Origin of the sequence: Paenibacillus faecis, assembly GCF_008084145.1 — a bacterium.
Classification (GTDB): domain Bacteria; phylum Bacillota; class Bacilli; order Paenibacillales; family Paenibacillaceae; genus Fontibacillus; species Fontibacillus faecis.
Genome location: NZ_VSDO01000001.1, coordinates 799,873 through 816,692 on the forward strand (window position 1 = coordinate 799,873; position 16,820 = coordinate 816,692).

General features: G+C 45.1%; 16 protein-coding genes and 2 pseudogenes. 5 read left to right on the forward strand and 13 right to left on the reverse strand.

What is annotated here, in order from left to right:
* Positions 1-19 precede the first annotated feature (19 nt).
* The 5 genes from FRY98_RS03620 to FRY98_RS28845 all read left to right on the forward strand — a co-directional run bounded on the left by FRY98_RS03620 (position 20) and on the right by FRY98_RS28845 (position 5,065).
* Positions 20-703, forward strand: coding sequence for a hypothetical protein (locus FRY98_RS03620; protein WP_148450371.1), 684 nt, complete (start codon positions 20-22; stop codon positions 701-703).
* Between the two features lie 3 nt (positions 704-706).
* Complete coding sequence (locus FRY98_RS03625) at positions 707-1,531, forward strand: C39 family peptidase (RefSeq protein WP_148450372.1); 825 nt, start codon at positions 707-709, stop codon at positions 1,529-1,531.
* Positions 1,491-3,362 carry a VirB4 family type IV secretion system protein gene (locus FRY98_RS03630; protein ID WP_249043323.1) on the forward strand — a complete coding sequence of 624 codons (1,872 nt, stop codon included), beginning with the start codon at positions 1,491-1,493 and terminating at the stop codon, positions 3,360-3,362. The genes FRY98_RS03625 and FRY98_RS03630 overlap by 41 nt, the downstream gene beginning before the upstream one ends.
* A gap of 161 nt (positions 3,363-3,523) precedes the next feature.
* Positions 3,524-3,934, forward strand: a complete 411-nt coding sequence (locus FRY98_RS03635) for a hypothetical protein (RefSeq protein ID WP_148450373.1) — start codon at positions 3,524-3,526, stop codon at positions 3,932-3,934.
* Between the two features lie 105 nt (positions 3,935-4,039).
* On the forward strand, positions 4,040-5,065 hold the full coding sequence (locus FRY98_RS28845) for a hypothetical protein (RefSeq protein WP_249043324.1): 1,026 nt from the start codon (positions 4,040-4,042) through the stop codon (positions 5,063-5,065).
* Between the two features lie 114 nt (positions 5,066-5,179).
* On the opposite strand, the gene FRY98_RS03645 is transcribed toward FRY98_RS28845, so the two are convergent.
* From FRY98_RS03645 to FRY98_RS03710, 13 genes and pseudogenes are all read right to left on the reverse strand, one after another.
* Positions 5,180-5,374, reverse strand: coding sequence for a helix-turn-helix domain-containing protein (locus tag FRY98_RS03645; RefSeq protein ID WP_148450374.1), 195 nt, complete (start codon positions 5,372-5,374; stop codon positions 5,180-5,182).
* Positions 5,375-5,446: 72 nt separating this feature from the next.
* The gene (locus FRY98_RS03650) at positions 5,447-5,839 is read right to left on the reverse strand and encodes a sigma-70 family RNA polymerase sigma factor (RefSeq protein WP_148450375.1); all 393 of its coding nucleotides are present in this window, start codon (positions 5,837-5,839) and stop codon (positions 5,447-5,449) included.
* Positions 5,840-6,756: 917 nt separating this feature from the next.
* On the reverse strand, positions 6,757-7,158 hold the full coding sequence (locus FRY98_RS03655) for an Rrf2 family transcriptional regulator (RefSeq protein ID WP_148450376.1): 402 nt from the start codon (positions 7,156-7,158) through the stop codon (positions 6,757-6,759).
* 95 nt (positions 7,159-7,253) lie between these two features.
* A complete protein-coding gene (locus FRY98_RS03660) occupies positions 7,254-8,666 on the reverse strand; it encodes a DHA2 family efflux MFS transporter permease subunit (RefSeq protein WP_148450377.1) in 1,413 nt (470 codons plus the stop codon).
* Positions 8,663-9,004 (reverse strand): thioredoxin, encoded by a 342-nt coding sequence (trxA, locus tag FRY98_RS03665; protein ID WP_148450378.1) that lies wholly within the window; start codon positions 9,002-9,004, stop codon positions 8,663-8,665. Before trxA (FRY98_RS03665) ends, FRY98_RS03660 begins: the two co-directional genes overlap by 4 nt.
* 400 nt (positions 9,005-9,404) lie before the next feature.
* On the reverse strand, positions 9,405-9,812 hold the full coding sequence (locus FRY98_RS03670) for an Rrf2 family transcriptional regulator (RefSeq protein ID WP_148450379.1): 408 nt from the start codon (positions 9,810-9,812) through the stop codon (positions 9,405-9,407).
* Between the two features lie 1,373 nt (positions 9,813-11,185).
* Positions 11,186-12,118, reverse strand: coding sequence for a class I SAM-dependent methyltransferase (locus FRY98_RS03680; RefSeq protein WP_148450380.1), 933 nt, complete (start codon positions 12,116-12,118; stop codon positions 11,186-11,188).
* Between the two features lie 109 nt (positions 12,119-12,227).
* Positions 12,228-13,130 carry an NAD(P)/FAD-dependent oxidoreductase gene (locus FRY98_RS03685; protein ID WP_148450381.1) on the reverse strand — a complete coding sequence of 301 codons (903 nt, stop codon included), beginning with the start codon at positions 13,128-13,130 and terminating at the stop codon, positions 12,228-12,230.
* Positions 13,131-13,151: 21 nt separating this feature from the next.
* Positions 13,152-14,088 (reverse strand): annotated as a pseudogene (gene trxB / locus FRY98_RS03690) (thioredoxin-disulfide reductase).
* Positions 14,089-14,196: 108 nt separating this feature from the next.
* Positions 14,197-14,511, reverse strand: coding sequence for a thioredoxin (trxA, locus tag FRY98_RS03695; RefSeq protein ID WP_148450382.1), 315 nt, complete (start codon positions 14,509-14,511; stop codon positions 14,197-14,199).
* Between the two features lie 339 nt (positions 14,512-14,850).
* Positions 14,851-15,252, reverse strand: coding sequence for an RrF2 family transcriptional regulator (locus FRY98_RS03700; protein WP_148450383.1), 402 nt, complete (start codon positions 15,250-15,252; stop codon positions 14,851-14,853).
* 529 nt (positions 15,253-15,781) lie between these two features.
* Positions 15,782-16,030 (reverse strand): annotated as a pseudogene (locus tag FRY98_RS29415) (transposase family protein); the annotation flags it as partial.
* A 159-nt stretch (positions 16,031-16,189) separates the two neighbouring features.
* Positions 16,190-16,819, reverse strand: coding sequence for a TetR/AcrR family transcriptional regulator (locus FRY98_RS03710; protein WP_148450384.1), 630 nt, complete (start codon positions 16,817-16,819; stop codon positions 16,190-16,192).
* Position 16,820 lies beyond the last annotated feature (1 nt).

Consider the following 16,820-nt stretch of genomic DNA (forward strand, 5'->3'; position numbering starts at 1 on the left):
AAAGGACGGCGCTATTTCCATGCTGCTACCCATCCTCATTCTACTCCTCTGTCTTGTAGGCGGGGGAGCCGTTTTATTTTTCCTACGGTCCTCCGGCAATCGCCGCTCGCAATCTCGGGCAGACATTACTGCGCAAACAGCGCAGCAATTCGTCAACGTCAAGGATATTCAAGGACACTTTTTATACACGTTGGACGGCTGGATTCTCAGTTATCTGCGCGTGTACCCGATCAGTCTTGACTTACTGAGTTTATCCGAGAAACGGCTACTGATCCGCAAATTGACCGCCGAGCTTTCTTCCATTCGATTCCCCTTTAAATTTCTGGCCGTGAGCCGTCCGGTCGATATTTCCCCATTGATCACCGATCTATCTTCCCTGCTTCCCTCTGCTGACGCTACGCAAAAAGAATTGCTGCGGCAAGAGATACTGGAAATGAACACGCTTGCCTTGTCCGGTGAAGTGGTCGAACGGCAATTTTATTTGGCGCTCTGGCAGCGTCAAGAGCAAGGCGGTGAACGGGACCTCTTGGACAAGTCCAAGCGGCTCGTTCAGCATTTTGAAGATGCCGGAATTCAGGCTCAATTATTGAAACAACAGGAAATCGTTCGGCTTTGCAATCTCGTCAACAACCCGGCCTATACCCATCTGGATCAAGTCGAACCGGATGAAGCCGTTTCATTTTTGTTCTACGAGGAGGGTTAACATATGGACCCCGCTACCGCCAAGCTGCTCGCGCAGCTTGCCATCAAAGCCGCCACAGACGAGCAAGCTCGAAAGCGATTGATTCTGTTTATCGCAGCGCCTGCCGCTGCGCTGCTCCTTTTAATCGCTATGGTGCTGCAATTGTTAATTTCTCCGTTTGAAACGCTCAAAATCTGGTTGTCGCCAAGCGAAAGACCGGTTGTAGAGGACATGCGAACTGACTACGGATTTACGCAACTTCTGGATAAAGACGAGGACGGTTATGTGGAAAGCGCCGAGCAGCAATACGCGGGCATTGTGTTTAAAGACGGCAGCCGCGAAGTCCTCTACTATAACCAAATGGATAAGCGTTGGGCTGATAAACCTTATGGCCCCCACGATACCATTGGTGTTGCTGGTTGTGGCCCGACTTCCCTAGCTATGGTCGTCTCCACCTTGACCGATCAAACGATTGACCCCGTTGCCATGTCCAAATGGGCTTATGACAACGGCTATTTAGCATCAGGCACCGGAAGCTACCACAGTCTGATTCCGGACGGAGCCAAACATTTCGGTCTAAAGGTGCAAGGCGCGATAGCGAAAGACAAACAGAAGATGATCGACGCTCTAGCCTCTGGCAAGCTGATCGTCGCCATTATGGGCAAAGGACATTTTACTTCTTCGGGCCATTTTATCGTGCTGCGCGGTGTCACCGAAGAAGGGAAGATTCTGGTTGCCGATCCTGCCAGTAAAAAACGAAGCGATCAGGCTTGGGACTTCTCCATAATTTTAGATGAAGCACGGAAAAATGCCGCCGCCGGCGGGCCGTTTTGGATCATTAATTCGTGAAGGGAGTGACAGTCCACAAATGACAATCCCATCAAACACAGCGCCTAATGCCTCTCTGCTAAACGCCATTACCCCGATGGGCCTTGGTTTCTCACGCACCGGCCTAACCATCGGAGAAGAGGAAGCGAAAATCTATGGCGTCATTCAATATCCTCAAAAAGTGGACATCGGCTGGCTTTCTTCCTTAACCAATATACCCGCAACCATGGTCGCTATCGGGTTCCAGCCGATTGACAATAGCGCGCTGATTACCGCCATTTCCAAGTCCATTACCCAAAACCGTAGCTTGGCCGATAGCGCCAAAGACCCGCTCACAAGGCAAAGAGCAGAAAAGGCGGCAACGGACGGCGAAAAAATTATGATGCAGATCGATCAAAACGGCGAGACGGTTGGCCTCATGAATCTGGTTGTCATGCCTTTTGCGCATGAAGAGCGGTTATTCACTCGCGCTTCTAGGCGCGTAGAGAATACATTTAGCATGATGCGCTGCAAAATCCGTAATCTGGCCCATTTGCAAAAAGAAAGTTTTCGCCATTTATCTCCCCTCTATCCGGCCCAAGAGCAAATCGAGAACGTTTTAAATAAAATTATGCCGATGAGTACCTTTGTTGGCGGATTTCCTTTTGCTAGTAGTGGTTTTAACGACGGTACTGGCTATTACTTAGCTAAAGACGCCAGCGGCGGTTTGATTATCGTTGATTTATGGCGGCGCGGCGGCGACCGGACGAATTCCAATATTGTTGTCATGGGTGTAGCTGGCGTAGGGAAATCCACAGCCGTAAAGCACATTGCCCTCGGCGAATATATGAAAGGGACCAAGATCATCTTCATCGACCCCGAATCGGAATATAAAGAACTATGCCATCGATTAAACGGTGATTGGATCAATGCCGGAGGCGGCGCTGGTGGCAAGATCAATCCGCTGCAAATCCGTCCCGCTCCGCGTGATGAGGATGATGAGGAGCAACCGCTATACAAGGATGAAGGAAATGGCATGTCGGATATGGCGCTGCATCTCAAAAATTTAGAAATATTTTTTAATCTCTATATTCCCGACCTGACAATGATGCAAAAAGCCGTGCTCAAGCAATGTTTAATCGAATTGTATCACCAGTTCCACATTTCATGGACAACGGACATTACCCAATTAGCAAGTACGGAATTCCCGACCTTTTCCGATCTTCACGAGCTTATTTGTACCAAAGAACAGCAAACGAAAGATAACGTATATAAAGAGTTGTCCCTGCTGCTGCACGATATTGCGCACGGCGGGGATTCTTTTTTATGGAACGGTCACAGCACCATTCAAACTCGCAGCCGTTGTATATGTCTGGATACCCACTCGCTACAAAATACCTCCGATAACATCAAACGAACGCAATATTTCAACCTGTTGTCCTGGTGTTGGGAACAGATGTCACAAGATCGCAATGAACGGGTATTGTTGATCTGCGATGAGTCTTATTTGATGATCGACCCGAATGTCCCTCAAAGCCTCGTATTCCTTCGGAACGTCGAAAAACGAGCGCGGAAATATGAGGCCAGCCTTGCGATTATTTCCCATAGCGTTGTGGATTTCCTTGCCCCGGAAGTGAAAATGTACGGTCAAGCGCTTCTCGATATTCCTTGCCTCAAAATTCTGATGGGAACCGACGGAAAAAATCTGCAAGAGACGCGGGAACTGTATAACTTGACAGAAGCAGAGGAAGAACTGCTAGCCGCGAAAAAGCGCGAGCATGCTTTGCTCATGATCGGTTCCAAACGAATGCACGTTCACTTTGAAATTCCCGAGTACAAATTCAGCTACATGGGAACAGCGGGAGGACGATAATGGGATGAACAAAAAGAAGCAGCTCATTGAACTCTTCCTTTATATCGCTATCGTGATAATCGGCACGATCCTATTGCTGACGAAATGAACATGTTTTTGTGTTTGACCTAAATTCGCGGCCGATATTCGCCTTCTATTGCGGATTGGAGGTGACAAAATCAATGAACCAAAAGTATCTAATCGCCACAGCTCAAGGACAAGAACAAAACGTGGCGCTTTGTATAACAGCTAATGCTCAGAACATTGCATCTTTTTTGACACAGTATCGAGAGGCCCCATTTATCAGTATCGACACGCTACATGACTTCCCCTTTTTAACTGCACGTTATGGCTTTGTCGATACCTGTTATGATCAGCAATATCTTATTCATCATTTACTGCCTGCTTTGAATCCCATGCAGTTGGAGGATGTTAAAGCCCCTGAGCTTACTTTCCTAACAAATCCATCGGACTTATTGGGGTATGAGGCACCAAAACCGGACTGGAATTGTTTGATGGACTACGGTATTACAGATGAAGAATACAACGTTATGGATATGCAGATCGATGAAAGTGAAGATAATGAGCTTTAAAACATAAGAAGTTTACGTCGAAAGAAGCAGCTCATTGAACGTTTCCTTTCTATCACCACTGTAATTATCAGCACGATCCTATTGCTGATGAAAGAAGGATGACCCATGATTCTGTATTTGACCAGCAATGCAAATGTCAATCTATTGGATAAAGTTGAAATGGAAAAGGAACTGCCTATCAAAAAGCTGGTCGGCCAGTTCTCGCTCCTCCCATTTGTGGTTAAGGATATGCGGCATTTTAGCCATGTTAGATTCTTCGTGATTGATCGGAATGCGGTGCTGGAATCGGATGAACAAGTGATTCAAGCGTTATTATCGTTCCAGACCATGTATGAGATCCGTATCGTTGTCATTGCGGAGGGGCTGCCGGAGGGCAGCCCCTTTCTTCATCAACTAATCCAGGCCGATGTCACGAACATTGTAACAGCGACGAGCATTGAATCGATGCTAGAAGAAATCAAGGAATGTTTTTCTGAGCAAGGCATGCAGCGGTTTATTCCGTCCATTCCCTCGCCGGAGATGGAACAATTTGTCCCCTCCCTGCAGGCCAATAAAGAAAAGTATCAATTTGCTTGTAAGAACATCCGAATTGCCATTGCAGGAAGTGATCGTCGAACAGGTGTTACCACAACTGCGATGAACCTGGTTTTTTGGATTCAGGAGCACGGTGGGACCGCTTGTTATGTAGAAGCCAACACTAGCAAGCATTTGGCTCATATTATCCATCTGTTTGACCCGGAAAAATCCGGGAATGCCTATGTGATGGGGAATGCAGATTTTTACTTAACCCAAGAATTCAATCAGGATTACAACTTTATCGTGATTGATTGCGGTGTTCTTGGCGATCCGAAGCTGCAAGAATTATTTTCTCATGCAGATGTGCGTCTAGTCTGCGGCTCGGTTATGCCTTATGAACTGCCTATATTTTATAGGGCTTTGGAGCGTTGTAAACACTTGCCTGTCCATGCAGTAGGAATGTTTGTTCCTGAGAATTTAAAACCTTATTTGCGCAAAATGACGGACCAGAACATTATCTTTGGGGATAGCTCCCATGATCTTTTTGACTCTAATGTGAACAATCAAGTGCATCAACAAATACTTAAGGAATATATAAGCAAATCCTTCAGGTAAAAACATCATAAAAGCTGAAAACTGAAAAAAGCCCAAACGATTCGTCAACCTAGTGTAGTTAAATCGCCCTTCATTTAGCATACCAGGCCAATTGAAGGGCGATTTATATTAATGTTAATACCGATTGAGATCGAAACGACGAACAGCTAAAATGAATTCCAGAATCAATTGTTGCTTGCAATCTTCGTTGAGTCTCCCATCTTGTCGCGAATACTTGTTGATTAGTGGCTCATATCGTTGAATCAGCTCAACCTCAGCTTGTCTGTCACCCTTCTGAGCCAGTTGAATTAAATAAAATACTTCGCGCATTGGCTTATCCTCCTTTTTTGAATGTTCGTTATCATTCAATGAGGAGGAGGGGCGCGAATGCGAATCTCGAACTTATGAATATATCTCCAGATGACTTTTAAGCTTCACTAATACGTTCGTTTTAGATTTGGAGATAGCTTGTCTCGTGACGCCAATAAATTGTGCGATTTCCTTATCTGTTTTGTCTTGAAAAAATTTGAGGTATAGCACCTTTTTTTCCGAAGAACTCAGTGTCTTGATGGCTTGTGAGAGCACTGTGAGATCCTCTATCGTCACTGTCGTGCTTGTCCAGATGTCAAGGGCGTTGTTGTTTGTCTCAAAAGCAACTGCATCAAACGGTATTGCATGAAAGGAATCCCGATAAAGCTTCTTGAAATAGTCCCTGCTGGCATGTCGTAAACAATGCTTAACATAAATGCTGAATCCTTTTTCAACCGCTTCGCAAGTCCTAAGTTCTGAGCCCATTATAACATCTCCTTTCTCTGCCTCTCACTAGGTAAATGGGAAACTAGCGGTAAAAAGGCAACTGCAATAAGCAGACTTCGCAAAAAAAATATCCCTCTAGTTCTAAAGATCCGATAACTTCGGGTCTCTAAAAATCGGAGGGATATTTTTATGAAGTCTCTTCCGAGAAACTTAAAATCATGAGGTACTGAATCCATCCCCCTCTTCGAAGGAGCAACGTTTCTCCAAAGGATCGCCAACCTAAGCAAATAGAACGAACTATGGCGAGCTTGATCTGCTATAGAGTCATGTACGTAGCAGGCAATTCAGAGTAGCCCTTACCTGATCCACCTGTTGAATAACGGGCATATTTTTCTCTCTAAACTTACACTTATGTTCCTTGATTCTCATTTTAAAGCGTTCCTACACACGGAATTTCAGCGGTAGGTGCTTCCGAGACGGTTATAGCCATTGCCAAAACGATAACGGCATTTGAACGTATCATTCCTCAGCTTGGAATGTACTATACTTTATCTCAAGCTCAGATCGTTTTGCTTCGTTTAGGATGGGGATCATAGGACTTGAAAGCAAACGACAAAGTGTAAAAGAACTGGATTAACGATGTTACCGAAAGGCTGAGACCTACAAAGAGAATGCCTAGCGAAACCACGATTTTATATTTCATGAAACGACTTTAGCGGATGGTTCTGAAGTTAATGGGATGTGGCCCAGTACATTGTCAGCCGAGTTGTTTTACAACCTTGAAAATGGCATCAATCTGATGCAGAGCTATCTTGTTCACCTGCCATTTACATTTCTTCTTTCCATGCTTTTTTCCAAACGGCTTCAATAAATATATCGTTCTTCATGATCAGTCTCCATTTCAGGATTTTAAAGACTTTTTATATCCATAACAACTCTGAAAAAACAGTTGTTCTTCACAGAACAACCGTCATTTTCTTAGCAAGCTCCGACAATTTTTGGTTTTTTAAAAAGTCCTCCATTTTCTCTTCCCCCGATACCATCACCTTCTGAATTAAACACTCTGATCCATGTTTCATTTCGCATTCGAATAAGGAGGCGGATCCTTCAATGGCATGAATAACGTCAAGAAACGAGATTTCTTCCCAATTCCGTTTTAGACGATATCCGCCATTGGCCCCTGAAGTGGATTCAATCATTCCCGCCTTGACCAGCTTGGTAAGGATTTTGGATAAATACGTTGGAGAAACCTCTTGCCTCTCCGCCAATTGCTGTACGCCGATAAGTTTGTTCGGCGGGAATGCGGCAAGAAAGAGCATGGTGTGAAGAGCATAGTTTGTCGCTTTTGAAAATTTCATAGCGTGATGTTCACCTCAATCATGGACTTTATGTGCCCATAATAACTTTTTGCATTGGGTTATGTCAAATTTCCTCTGCCGGATTCTTCCTTTATTTATGACATCTGGCGGCTCTCCATGACTTGCGCTTCCGCTGAACCTTTGCCATACGGAACAAAGAAAGTAAGAAAAAAACCACTCGTAGCAACGAAGGCTAATGACCAAAACGCGGCTTGAATTCCTCCATGCATATTGAACGGAAAAGATACTGAGCTATAATCTGCGGTAATTGTCACTATGGTGATGAGCAGAGCCCCGCCCATCGACATGCCCAATGTGCGTATGGCCGTCGTCATCGGCGAAGCGTATTTCATCATCGAACTCGGCAAGCTCGCCATGGCAAAAGCAGTAATTGGGGTCATCATAAAACCGACCCCGGTCATAAGCAACGCATATAATCCTATCAACAGACCATAGGAAGCATGAATCGATAGCGCCATCGTTAATAGGGCCGTTACGGCGGCAATCCCGAAGAAGCCGATCCGAATCAAATAGCGACCGCCGAAGCGGTCGTAGATTTTACCCGAAACCACTCCAGACACCCCCATAAGCAATGCACCTGGAAGTAGCATTAGCCCCGATTCTCTAGGCATTAGCCCTCTGACATTTTGCACATATATGGGGAGTAGCAGTTCTACCCCGGCCATTACAATGAATAGGACTACGCCTATAATCGATGCATAAGTAAATCTCGGGTAACGAAATACTTTGAAATCAAGCAAAGGGACAGCCAGTTTGAATTGGCGCTTCACAAACAGAAATGACATGACGAATCCGACGATAAGGATGGTCACGACAAGCAAAATACCCCTTCCCTGATCGCCAAGGATGCTAAATCCATACAACAGGCTGCCGAAGCCTAAACTCGAATAGAGAATAGATCTCCAGTCCAATTTCGCTTTGTGCGTATCCCCAACGTTTTCCAAACAATAATAAGCAACAAACAGGTTCACGATCGCAATGGGCGCAACCCCGTAGAATAAGTTTCTCCAGGAATGATTTTGAATCACGAAGCCGGAAATCGTCGGACCCAGTGCAGGGGCGAGTCCCACAATGAGACTGGCCAGCCCCATCGCTGCCCCGAGTTTTTCCTTTGGGAACACCAGGATAATCGTATTCAGGAACACCGGTACCAGCAATCCGGCGCCAATACCCTGAATAATTCGTCCGCTCAGGATTAATGCAAAGTCGGCAGAGAAGCCTGCAATCAGCGTCCCTGTCGTAAACGCCCCAGCGGAAGCGAAAAACAGGGTTCTCGTCGAGTATTTTCCGATCAGGAACCCCGTCACTGGGATAACAATTCCAGAGACCAGAAGATAGACGGTGATCAGCCATTGTGCCCGATTGACCGGGATTCCAAGGTCCAACATTATTTGCGGCAAAGCCGTGTTCAGCATGGTTTGCATGAATTGCGCCAAAAAATTCGCGACGACAAGTGAGGCTACAATGATTACGGGTTTTCTTTTCATAGCGAGACCCACCACTTTCCGTTCCATTCGGAGGCCGTTAGCTGAGCTAGAACACTTTTCGGCAAAATACCCGGTTCTTTATAAATTAGCTTGCCGTCTTTGAATATAATGGTCGTCGGTATGCTCATGATCTGAAATTTGTCAGACGTAATCGGATTCTCGTCTACATTCACTTTAATCACTCGAATCGAGTCATTGGCTTCCCTTTCAAATTCCTCCAAGACGGGAGCAAACATTTTGCATGGCCCGCACCAAGCTGCCCAAAAATTTACTACGGCCACTCCTTCTATCTGAAGCAGCCCCTGAAATGTAGAATCTGTTGCGTGTTGAATTGCCAAGATTATGATCATCCTTTCATATTTTATAGATATTACAGATATTTTATATCTATTATATAGCTAAAAAATTTATGCTGACAAGCTGATGTCAAATGCTTTTTTCGATCCTCCCCCTAGATAAATTACAGAAAAAAGTTTTAAAAAACAATAATAGACTTCATAGATCTATGATATATTTTATACAATCACTTGTCAACATACTAATTTTTGATTTAGTCTTCTGACTTTTGAATAAAATCGGTTTCCGGATAACAAGCCCTATAATACCGCTTTGCATACCGGATTGCAGTCTGGAGCAATTCCGCACCGCACTGCAATCTCCGTACCTCTGGTGTAAATGAGGAATCCTTCGCATGGTATATCGTCATTCGTATTCATCCTTCAATTCATCAATTGATACTCATTTTGTGCAACAACCGATCATGACATCGGAGATCCTGTATTTCTTTAGGCATGTGATTGTACACCTATCGATCTCTGTTTTAACTTGTTCAAGACTAAACCATCCGTTATCCATCTCGTTTTTACTTTTCTTCTTACTTTTCTTCTCGTTTCTCACTGCTTCATAGACATCTGCCAGTGAGATATGTGATGCCGGAAGTTTAAGTTTATAGACCCCGTCGCGGCCCTCCTTAGCTTCAACGAGCCCAAGCTTCAGCAACCCGGAAATGATTTTTCTCAAATAAGCGGCATGTACATGTAGATTTTTGGCCGTTTCCGAGCTACTCAACGTTCCTACATGCTTGGCCAACAGCAGCAGAACGCCAAGTGTTACATGAAACCTATGCGTTCCTAATTGGGCACACAATTCTGCTTACCTCCTCTCACCAAAAGGATTCCTACCCAGGAAAAATCCTCTTCCGTCAGATCCATAAGGACAGCCACCGCCACTTTACTGCCAGAGGCTGCGGCATAAAACAATTGGGAAGGACCCAAATATGCTGCATCTCCTGCCACATACAGTCCCGAAACGGTACTTCTACCCAATGCGTCCGCAGTTATCCCCCCTCCCCCGTGTTCCGTGGTGTTACATCCCAACTCCTTGACAAACACGGCTTTGGACACCAATTTAGGCGTAATGAGTCCTCCGCTTCGGTCCACATGGGTACTATCCTTAAATTGTACCCGTTCCAACAAGCCGTCCCGGCCATAGAATGCTGCAACGGGGGGGGTCAATCACTCGAATTTCTTTTGACGCCAGCCGATCTTTTTTGTTCAAGGGTCAATGGGACATGACCGTTCTGCTTACAACCAAATCCTTGTTCCAGTTGTAGAGAAGTCTTAACTTATGAAAAACCTTCGGGCCCTCCGAAACAACGATAAGAGGCTGATCCCTCAATTCCCATCCGTCGTAAAAAGGACAATTTAACAGACTTTTTCATAAAAGTTGTGTAGTCCCTCTATGTCCGGGATAATCTCCTCCAATCCGGAGCCAGAATCAATTTCCGAGCTTGCATAAGCTCGGAGGCCTTCGTCGTATATTCAAATCCGGTTTCTCTTTTGCGAATATCCGTAGCCTGCCAGTGCTGGACCGACGAGTATTTCAGTGCCTTTTAGGCAATACGCCTAAACTCAGCCGGTTCTATCCCATCTCTGATGAGGTATCCGTGGGAAGCATACCTAAACTCATTCCTGGGGTGTTTATTGTCAAACAGCGCAACGGTACCAATGCCGCATTGAGTCCTGCCTAGCCGACGCCGAAAATCGCACAATCATACATCAACGTATTCACCCCTTTAACGAAGTGTTTATGGTTACTTTATATCCGTAATTGATAAAAAATATTAAAGACCATTAGAGATATATGATATCTACGACAACTCCCGAAATTAAGTTAGTCAAGTTTTTGCATGGAGTGATTCGGATTGTTTTGAGGTTCTTCATGCTGGAAAAAGCGTGAAACCCTTGTAATTATATTGCCCCTTTGGGCGAATACGCTATGTGACAGTGACTTCAGATTTGTGTCGCAATTTAGCCTTGTAACGGCTCAAGAGCGATCAAACCCCAAAACCGAAACCGCGAATACCAATAAGTCGATTTGTGAGCCGCCTAGAGTACATTTTTAATATTTCGGTGTGGTAGAGCCACTCGGTCGATTAATGTGAGCCATGTTGCTATCGAAATAGAACTAGCGTTAATAAGGGAACTCGTAGAGAAAGAGGGCTCTACCATTTACAATTTTCAACTATCGTTTCCCGTCGAGATGGCCTCGCCATTCAACAGACTTTGTCTGGTGTACATGTTCTCTTCCTTCAATCGAATAAGCACCTTGCCAAAACGCCCACCCTGCCGGATGACCACCTTGTCGGTCGGATAAGTCCGCTCCAAATAATCGGCTACGGTTTTCCTGTTCTGGTCATCCGCAGGCAAACCGAAAATTCTCAGCCATTCCATAACCTCCTGGAGCGCCGTTTCTCTAGATACCTCCGTGGTTTTCATTTCCCGGGTTACGAGCGACTCATAGGAATACCCTTTGAGATACAGCAAATGGAGCAAATAAGCCATCTCCAAATGTTCCGTTTTCATGGGCTGATCAGTGACCAGAGGCCAAATCTCTTTTACAAGACTGTGCTCCCTGGAGCCGACAGACAAGCTGATATAGCAAAACTGTCGTGCGCAGCTCAGTACCTTCTCCACACTCTCCCAATCGACAATTACCGGGCACATGGAGACAAATACAAAATCAAAGGCTTTCTCCCACCCCTTTGCTTGAATATCAATGCCTTCGAAAGGCTCAGCCACAATCTCTACATTCCCGTTCTTTAATCCCGTTATATTTTCTTTCAGTAGCTCAACTAATGGAAGGCTAGGCTCCACAGAAGTAACACTGGCCCCTCTCTCCGCAAACGGCACTGTAAATCCGCCCGAGGCTGCTCCAATGTCTAAGATGGAGGTATCTTTAAATGTCACACCCTGTCCTTCCAGCCAATTCATTATCCGTTTTGTTCTTCGCCTGCCTTCTTCGTTAAACGCCTGCTCGTTAAATGACTTTGCCCTATGGTCAAAAGTGTGTGCTGGATCAATTCCGTTTTTTATCATTTTGCTAACTGCTGTATCTGGATCATTCTTCCAAGCCTTTTCCCAAACGGCATCATTAAAAAAAACGTTCGTCAAAATCCTCATCCCTTTTTGTAATATGTAATCATTACAATTGTCACTTTTGAAAAAATGCCCTTCTCTCTAAGAAACTTTTTCCCAAAGAGAAGGACATGTCCACTTAGCGTTAAACGAAATCTTCTTCTGTCAGTTCCATGTTGATGCCAATTGCCGCTTTGCTTCCGTCTGCTGCAGCATAAATCAACTGAGAGGGCATTACGTAAGCAGCATCCCCGGCAGCATATACTCCTGGAACCGTGCTTTTGCCCCACTCATTCGTGGCGATACCGCCAAACTCATTCACCTCATAACCGAGTGATCCCTGAAAAGACGCCTTCGGTTTCCATTCCGGTGTAACGAATCCTCCTGTTCTCTCGATCCGCGTGCCATCCGCAAATTCCACCTGACGCAATTTTCCCTCATCGCCGATAAACATCGCTATTGCTTGTTCAACCACTTCGATGTTTCTGGATCTCAACAGATGTTTTTGATCGGCGTCCAGAACAGCATGCCCATTCGTGCAAATCACAAGATCTTTACTCCAGGTATAAAGCAACTTGGCCATATGAAACACTCCAGAGTTCTCGGAAACAACAATTAGCGGCTGATCTCGAAGCTCCCAACCATCGCAGTAGGGACAATTGAACAAACTTGTTCCATAACATTCACGCAAACCGGGAATATCCGGAAAGACCTCCCGAAGTCCCGTGGTGATCAGCAATTTGCGTGCTTCAATCTGTCTTCCGGTTGACGTAACGACGACGAACCTGTTGTCGGTTCGGTGAATCTCGGTTACTTCCCAAGGTAAAAGTTCTACGGAGGGATACCCTAGAACCTCCTCATATGCAATACGCCTGAATTCGGCTGGTGTCACACCGTCTCTTGTAATAAATCCATGCGAGGCATGTGTAACCGCATTTCGGGGCTGGCTGTTATCGAATAACGCAACACTGCGCCTGGCCCGTCCAAGTACCAGTGCCGCATTTAGTCCTGCCGGGCCTCCGCCGATAATGGCACAATCATAACTCAAAAGGATCTCCCCCTTAATATGTTACCTAGTAAAAGTGATATGTTCATTGAGGAATTTCTCACAATCTAACGCAGCCATACATCCACTACCCGCCGCTGTAATCGCTTGACGATATTTGTGATCCTGAACATCGCCGCAAGCAAAGACACCCGGAATATTCGTCCCAGAAGATCCCGGCTTCACAATAATGTAGCCATACTCATCGGTATCAATTTGACCCTTAAGTTAAACCTGTATTCGGCGTATGGCCAATCGCTTCAAAAATAGCGTCAGTTTCGAAAATCTCTTCCTGACCGCTCTCATTATTTTTCACCTTTAAGCCCGTAACGCCTCTTTCACCTGCAATAACCTCTAATGGAGTGCGATTAAGGCTCCATAGTATCTTTTCATTGCCGCGTACGCGTTCTTGCATAATTTTCGAAGCGCGTAGCTTGTCCCGACGATGCACTAGGCGAACTTCTGTTGCAAATTTAGTTAAGAAATGCGCTTCCTCCATAGCTGAATCCCCGCCGCCCACAACGATAATCTTCTTGCCGCGGAAAAAAAAGCCATCACAGGTCGCGCATGTACTTACGCCCCGTCCGATGTTTTCCTTCTCGTTCGTAATGCCAAGCAGCCTTGCGGAAGCACCAGTAGAAATGATCACTGTTTCCGTTTCTAAATTACCTGTACCTTCGACTGACAGCGTGAAAGGTCGTTTCCTCAGGTCTATACTGTCGACTCGTCCTGTACGAAATTCAGCGCCAAAGCGTTTCGCCTGCATGCGCATATTGTCCATCAGTTCAGGCCCCATTATTCCCTCTGGAAAGCCCGGAAAATTTTCGATTTCCGTTGTAGTGGTCAATTGGCCACCCGGTTCGGGACCTTCGATCACCAAAGGATTTAAGTTAGCCCGTGCCAAATAAATGGCAGCGGTCAGTCCCGCAGGACCTGTTCCAATGACGATTGTTTTATACATATGAGCCTCCTAGCGTTTTTCAAGACCATTCACTTGCCGCACTTTTTTTTTGGAGAAAGCAGATGCTATACTTGCTACAGCAATACCTGTCGGTTTTTGTGTGTTGATTTATTGGGAGGCAACAAGCTGCTGCAGAGCACCTTTCGGCAATATGCCCATTTCTTTATATAGGGGCTTTCCATCTTTGAATATAATGGTTGTCGGTATGCTCATTATCTGAAATTGTGAAGAGGTTACCGGATTTTCGTCTACATTAACTTTAACCACTTTAATGGAACCATTTGCTTCCCTTTCAAACTCCTCTAAAATAGGTGCAAACATTTTGCACGGACCACACCAAGAAGCCCAAAAATTCACTACTGTTATACCTTCGGTTTGCACCATCTCTTTAAAAGTAGAATCTTTTGCGTGTTGAATCGCCATCTTGCTCATCCTTTCATTTTAAAAATATTAAGGGTTTACAATATCTTTAATTGCACACAATATTTCAACTGTTCATCTGTTGAAGTTTAAGGCTCAGTTTTCACTTATTCCAACGTCTGGAACTATCCGTGGCAGTGCTATATTGTTGCCCTCCCATCCTACTCACCTCCTTCACAGGCCACTTTCGATTTCCGTGGGGAATTTTGTCTATGCGCGACGGGGAAGCTATAAGGAATTGCTCGGGACAGCATTGAGTTCCGCTGGCCTCCACCGATTATGGCATGTTTAACCGATATTATAGTTATATAATATCTATAAATAGTCGAAAAAACCGGTCGATTAATCCATTCCCTTGAATTGCCCGGCCAGTTCATGAATTTTTTTGTTTTTCAGATACTGCTCCATTTGGTGTTCTGCTTCGGTGACGACTTGTTGAATCAAACATTCGCTGCCGTGATCAAGGCCGCACTCAAACAGCGAAGCGGTTCCTTCTATTGCGTGAATAACGTCCAGGAACGAGATGTCTTCCCAATTGCGTCGAAGCCGGTATCCTCCGTTCGCGCCGGACATAGACTGGATGAGTCCAGCCTTAACTAGCTTGGTCAGCATTTTAGACAGATATGTTTGGGAAACGCCTAGTTTCTCGGCCAGCTGTTGCACGCTTACCGGATTGTCCGGCGCTGTTGCCACCAAATAGAACATCACGTGAAGCGCATAATCGGTTGCTTGCGAATATTTCATAGTACTCCTCCATCGAAAATAAAAGACTTCATGAATCCATGATAACTTTATTTTGTATAAGATGCAAGTGTCCGCAATCAATTGTGTAAGGGCAATGTTTTGCATCGATTTAACGGAGCTTTAAATTCATGACATTTCCCTCTTTGAAATACAAAACTAACGGATTTGCCTCGTAAATCAAACCGTAACTTGAACTCTTACTTCGTCGAGATTAAAGTAATACTCTCCATTTAAGTCGTTTCCTGCTTACGGAGGTTCTCTTGACGATTGGCATACCAATTACCCCATGGATACATTCCTTTATAAAAGTCTATCGGCACTTATCTAAAGAATATATGAGCGAATTTTGTACTGCTAAATTCTTACACGCTGCCTTCCAAGAAGCTGATTACAAGCTGTGCAAACACATCCGTCAGCCGGATTTTGTCTGCTCTGAATTGCAAGCACCAAGGGTTCTTCCTCCAATATATATAATGGGCATATTAGGATCAAAAGAATCCTGAATGTTTTAAACCGTATCGTTTCTTCAAAAGGTATGTTTGCAGTCTCTGCATCGATACCTCTGACGCTTTACGATAAGCCCTACACGCTTTCCGTGAATGGGCAAGTCCGTACATAACTACTCTCGATTATCGTGTTTGCAGAAATTCGCTACACACCCACAATGAAGACAGTGAGAAGGTGGAGAGTTCGTCTCCACCTTGATTTGAAAGTCATGTTCGTTTTCAGCAATATGACCGACTTTGAAGTTCAGGAGATTGAGAATGTCTACTTGCATAACGTTTTGCCACCATTTCAAAAGCAGTATTGTAATCGATGGTATCTTAGCATTCACCGATATCCACTTTCATTATCTTTTTGGCAACCTGCTTTGTGCCATGAATAACGACAACAAATCTTGACCACGTTACCGCGCCATTAAGTATAACCTTTTTGCTCAATCGATCCCCCGAATGCCCGACTCAACAGATAATGCATCCCAAACGCTCATCAGTTGAGTTATGGCAGCATCAATGGCCTCGTATGGAACACCGTCCCGGGCTTGCATGGAAATTCCTCGTAGAAATGTTTCAAATAACATAACCATCATGGAGATATCCGTGGATTCGGGGAACTCACCGTTAGCTACGGCTCGTTCTATGCATTCTTTTATCCAATTCCGGACCCTCTCTCGTTCCTTGAACAGCAGGTCTTGGATATGTTGTTGCTCGGGCGAACAGTTTACGGCGGACAAAACCAACAGACAACCTAAAGGATGGGAGTTCTCCGTCTGCATCCGCGCCGATTGCCGCAATCCCAGTTCCATTGCTGCTTTCGATGTCAAGCTTGTATCCCTAAAAGATTCCGAAATATGTCCATAAGTAGATATATATCGATCCACCGCTTCGCGGAACAGCGCTTCCTTGGATTCAAACGCCGCGTAAAAACTCGCCGCCGAAATATCCCCCATCGCCGCCCGCAGCTGGGCCAGTGAAGTGGATTCAAAGCCGTATTCCCAGAACAACAGCATGGCGGCAGCCACCGCCTCGTCACGATTAAATGAGCGTGGACGTCCCGTTCGTGGCATA

What these genes read in the sequence shown, in the direction of transcription:
- trxA (WP_148450382.1), bottom strand. Translation starts at nt 14,511, where the DNA reads ATGGCGATTCAACACGCAAAAGATTCTACTTTTAAAGAGATGGTGCAA.
- FRY98_RS03625 (WP_148450372.1), top strand. Translation starts at nt 707, where the DNA reads ATGGACCCCGCTACCGCCAAGCTGCTCGCGCAGCTTGCCATCAAAGCC.
- FRY98_RS03620 (WP_148450371.1), top strand. Translation starts at nt 20, where the DNA reads ATGCTGCTACCCATCCTCATTCTACTCCTCTGTCTTGTAGGCGGGGGA.
- FRY98_RS03645 (WP_148450374.1), bottom strand. Translation starts at nt 5,374, where the DNA reads ATGCGCGAAGTATTTTATTTAATTCAACTGGCTCAGAAGGGTGACAGA.
- FRY98_RS03655 (WP_148450376.1), bottom strand. Translation starts at nt 7,158, where the DNA reads ATGAAATTTTCAAAAGCGACAAACTATGCTCTTCACACCATGCTCTTT.
- FRY98_RS03650 (WP_148450375.1), bottom strand. Translation starts at nt 5,839, where the DNA reads ATGGGCTCAGAACTTAGGACTTGCGAAGCGGTTGAAAAAGGATTCAGC.
- FRY98_RS28845 (WP_249043324.1), top strand. Translation starts at nt 4,040, where the DNA reads ATGATTCTGTATTTGACCAGCAATGCAAATGTCAATCTATTGGATAAA.
- FRY98_RS03635 (WP_148450373.1), top strand. Translation starts at nt 3,524, where the DNA reads ATGAACCAAAAGTATCTAATCGCCACAGCTCAAGGACAAGAACAAAAC.
- FRY98_RS03700 (WP_148450383.1), bottom strand. Translation starts at nt 15,252, where the DNA reads ATGAAATATTCGCAAGCAACCGATTATGCGCTTCACGTGATGTTCTAT.
- FRY98_RS03630 (WP_249043323.1), top strand. Translation starts at nt 1,491, where the DNA reads ATGCCGCCGCCGGCGGGCCGTTTTGGATCATTAATTCGTGAAGGGAGT.
- FRY98_RS03710 (WP_148450384.1), bottom strand. Translation starts at nt 16,819, where the DNA reads ATGCCACGAACGGGACGTCCACGCTCATTTAATCGTGACGAGGCGGTG.
- FRY98_RS03660 (WP_148450377.1), bottom strand. Translation starts at nt 8,666, where the DNA reads ATGAAAAGAAAACCCGTAATCATTGTAGCCTCACTTGTCGTCGCGAAT.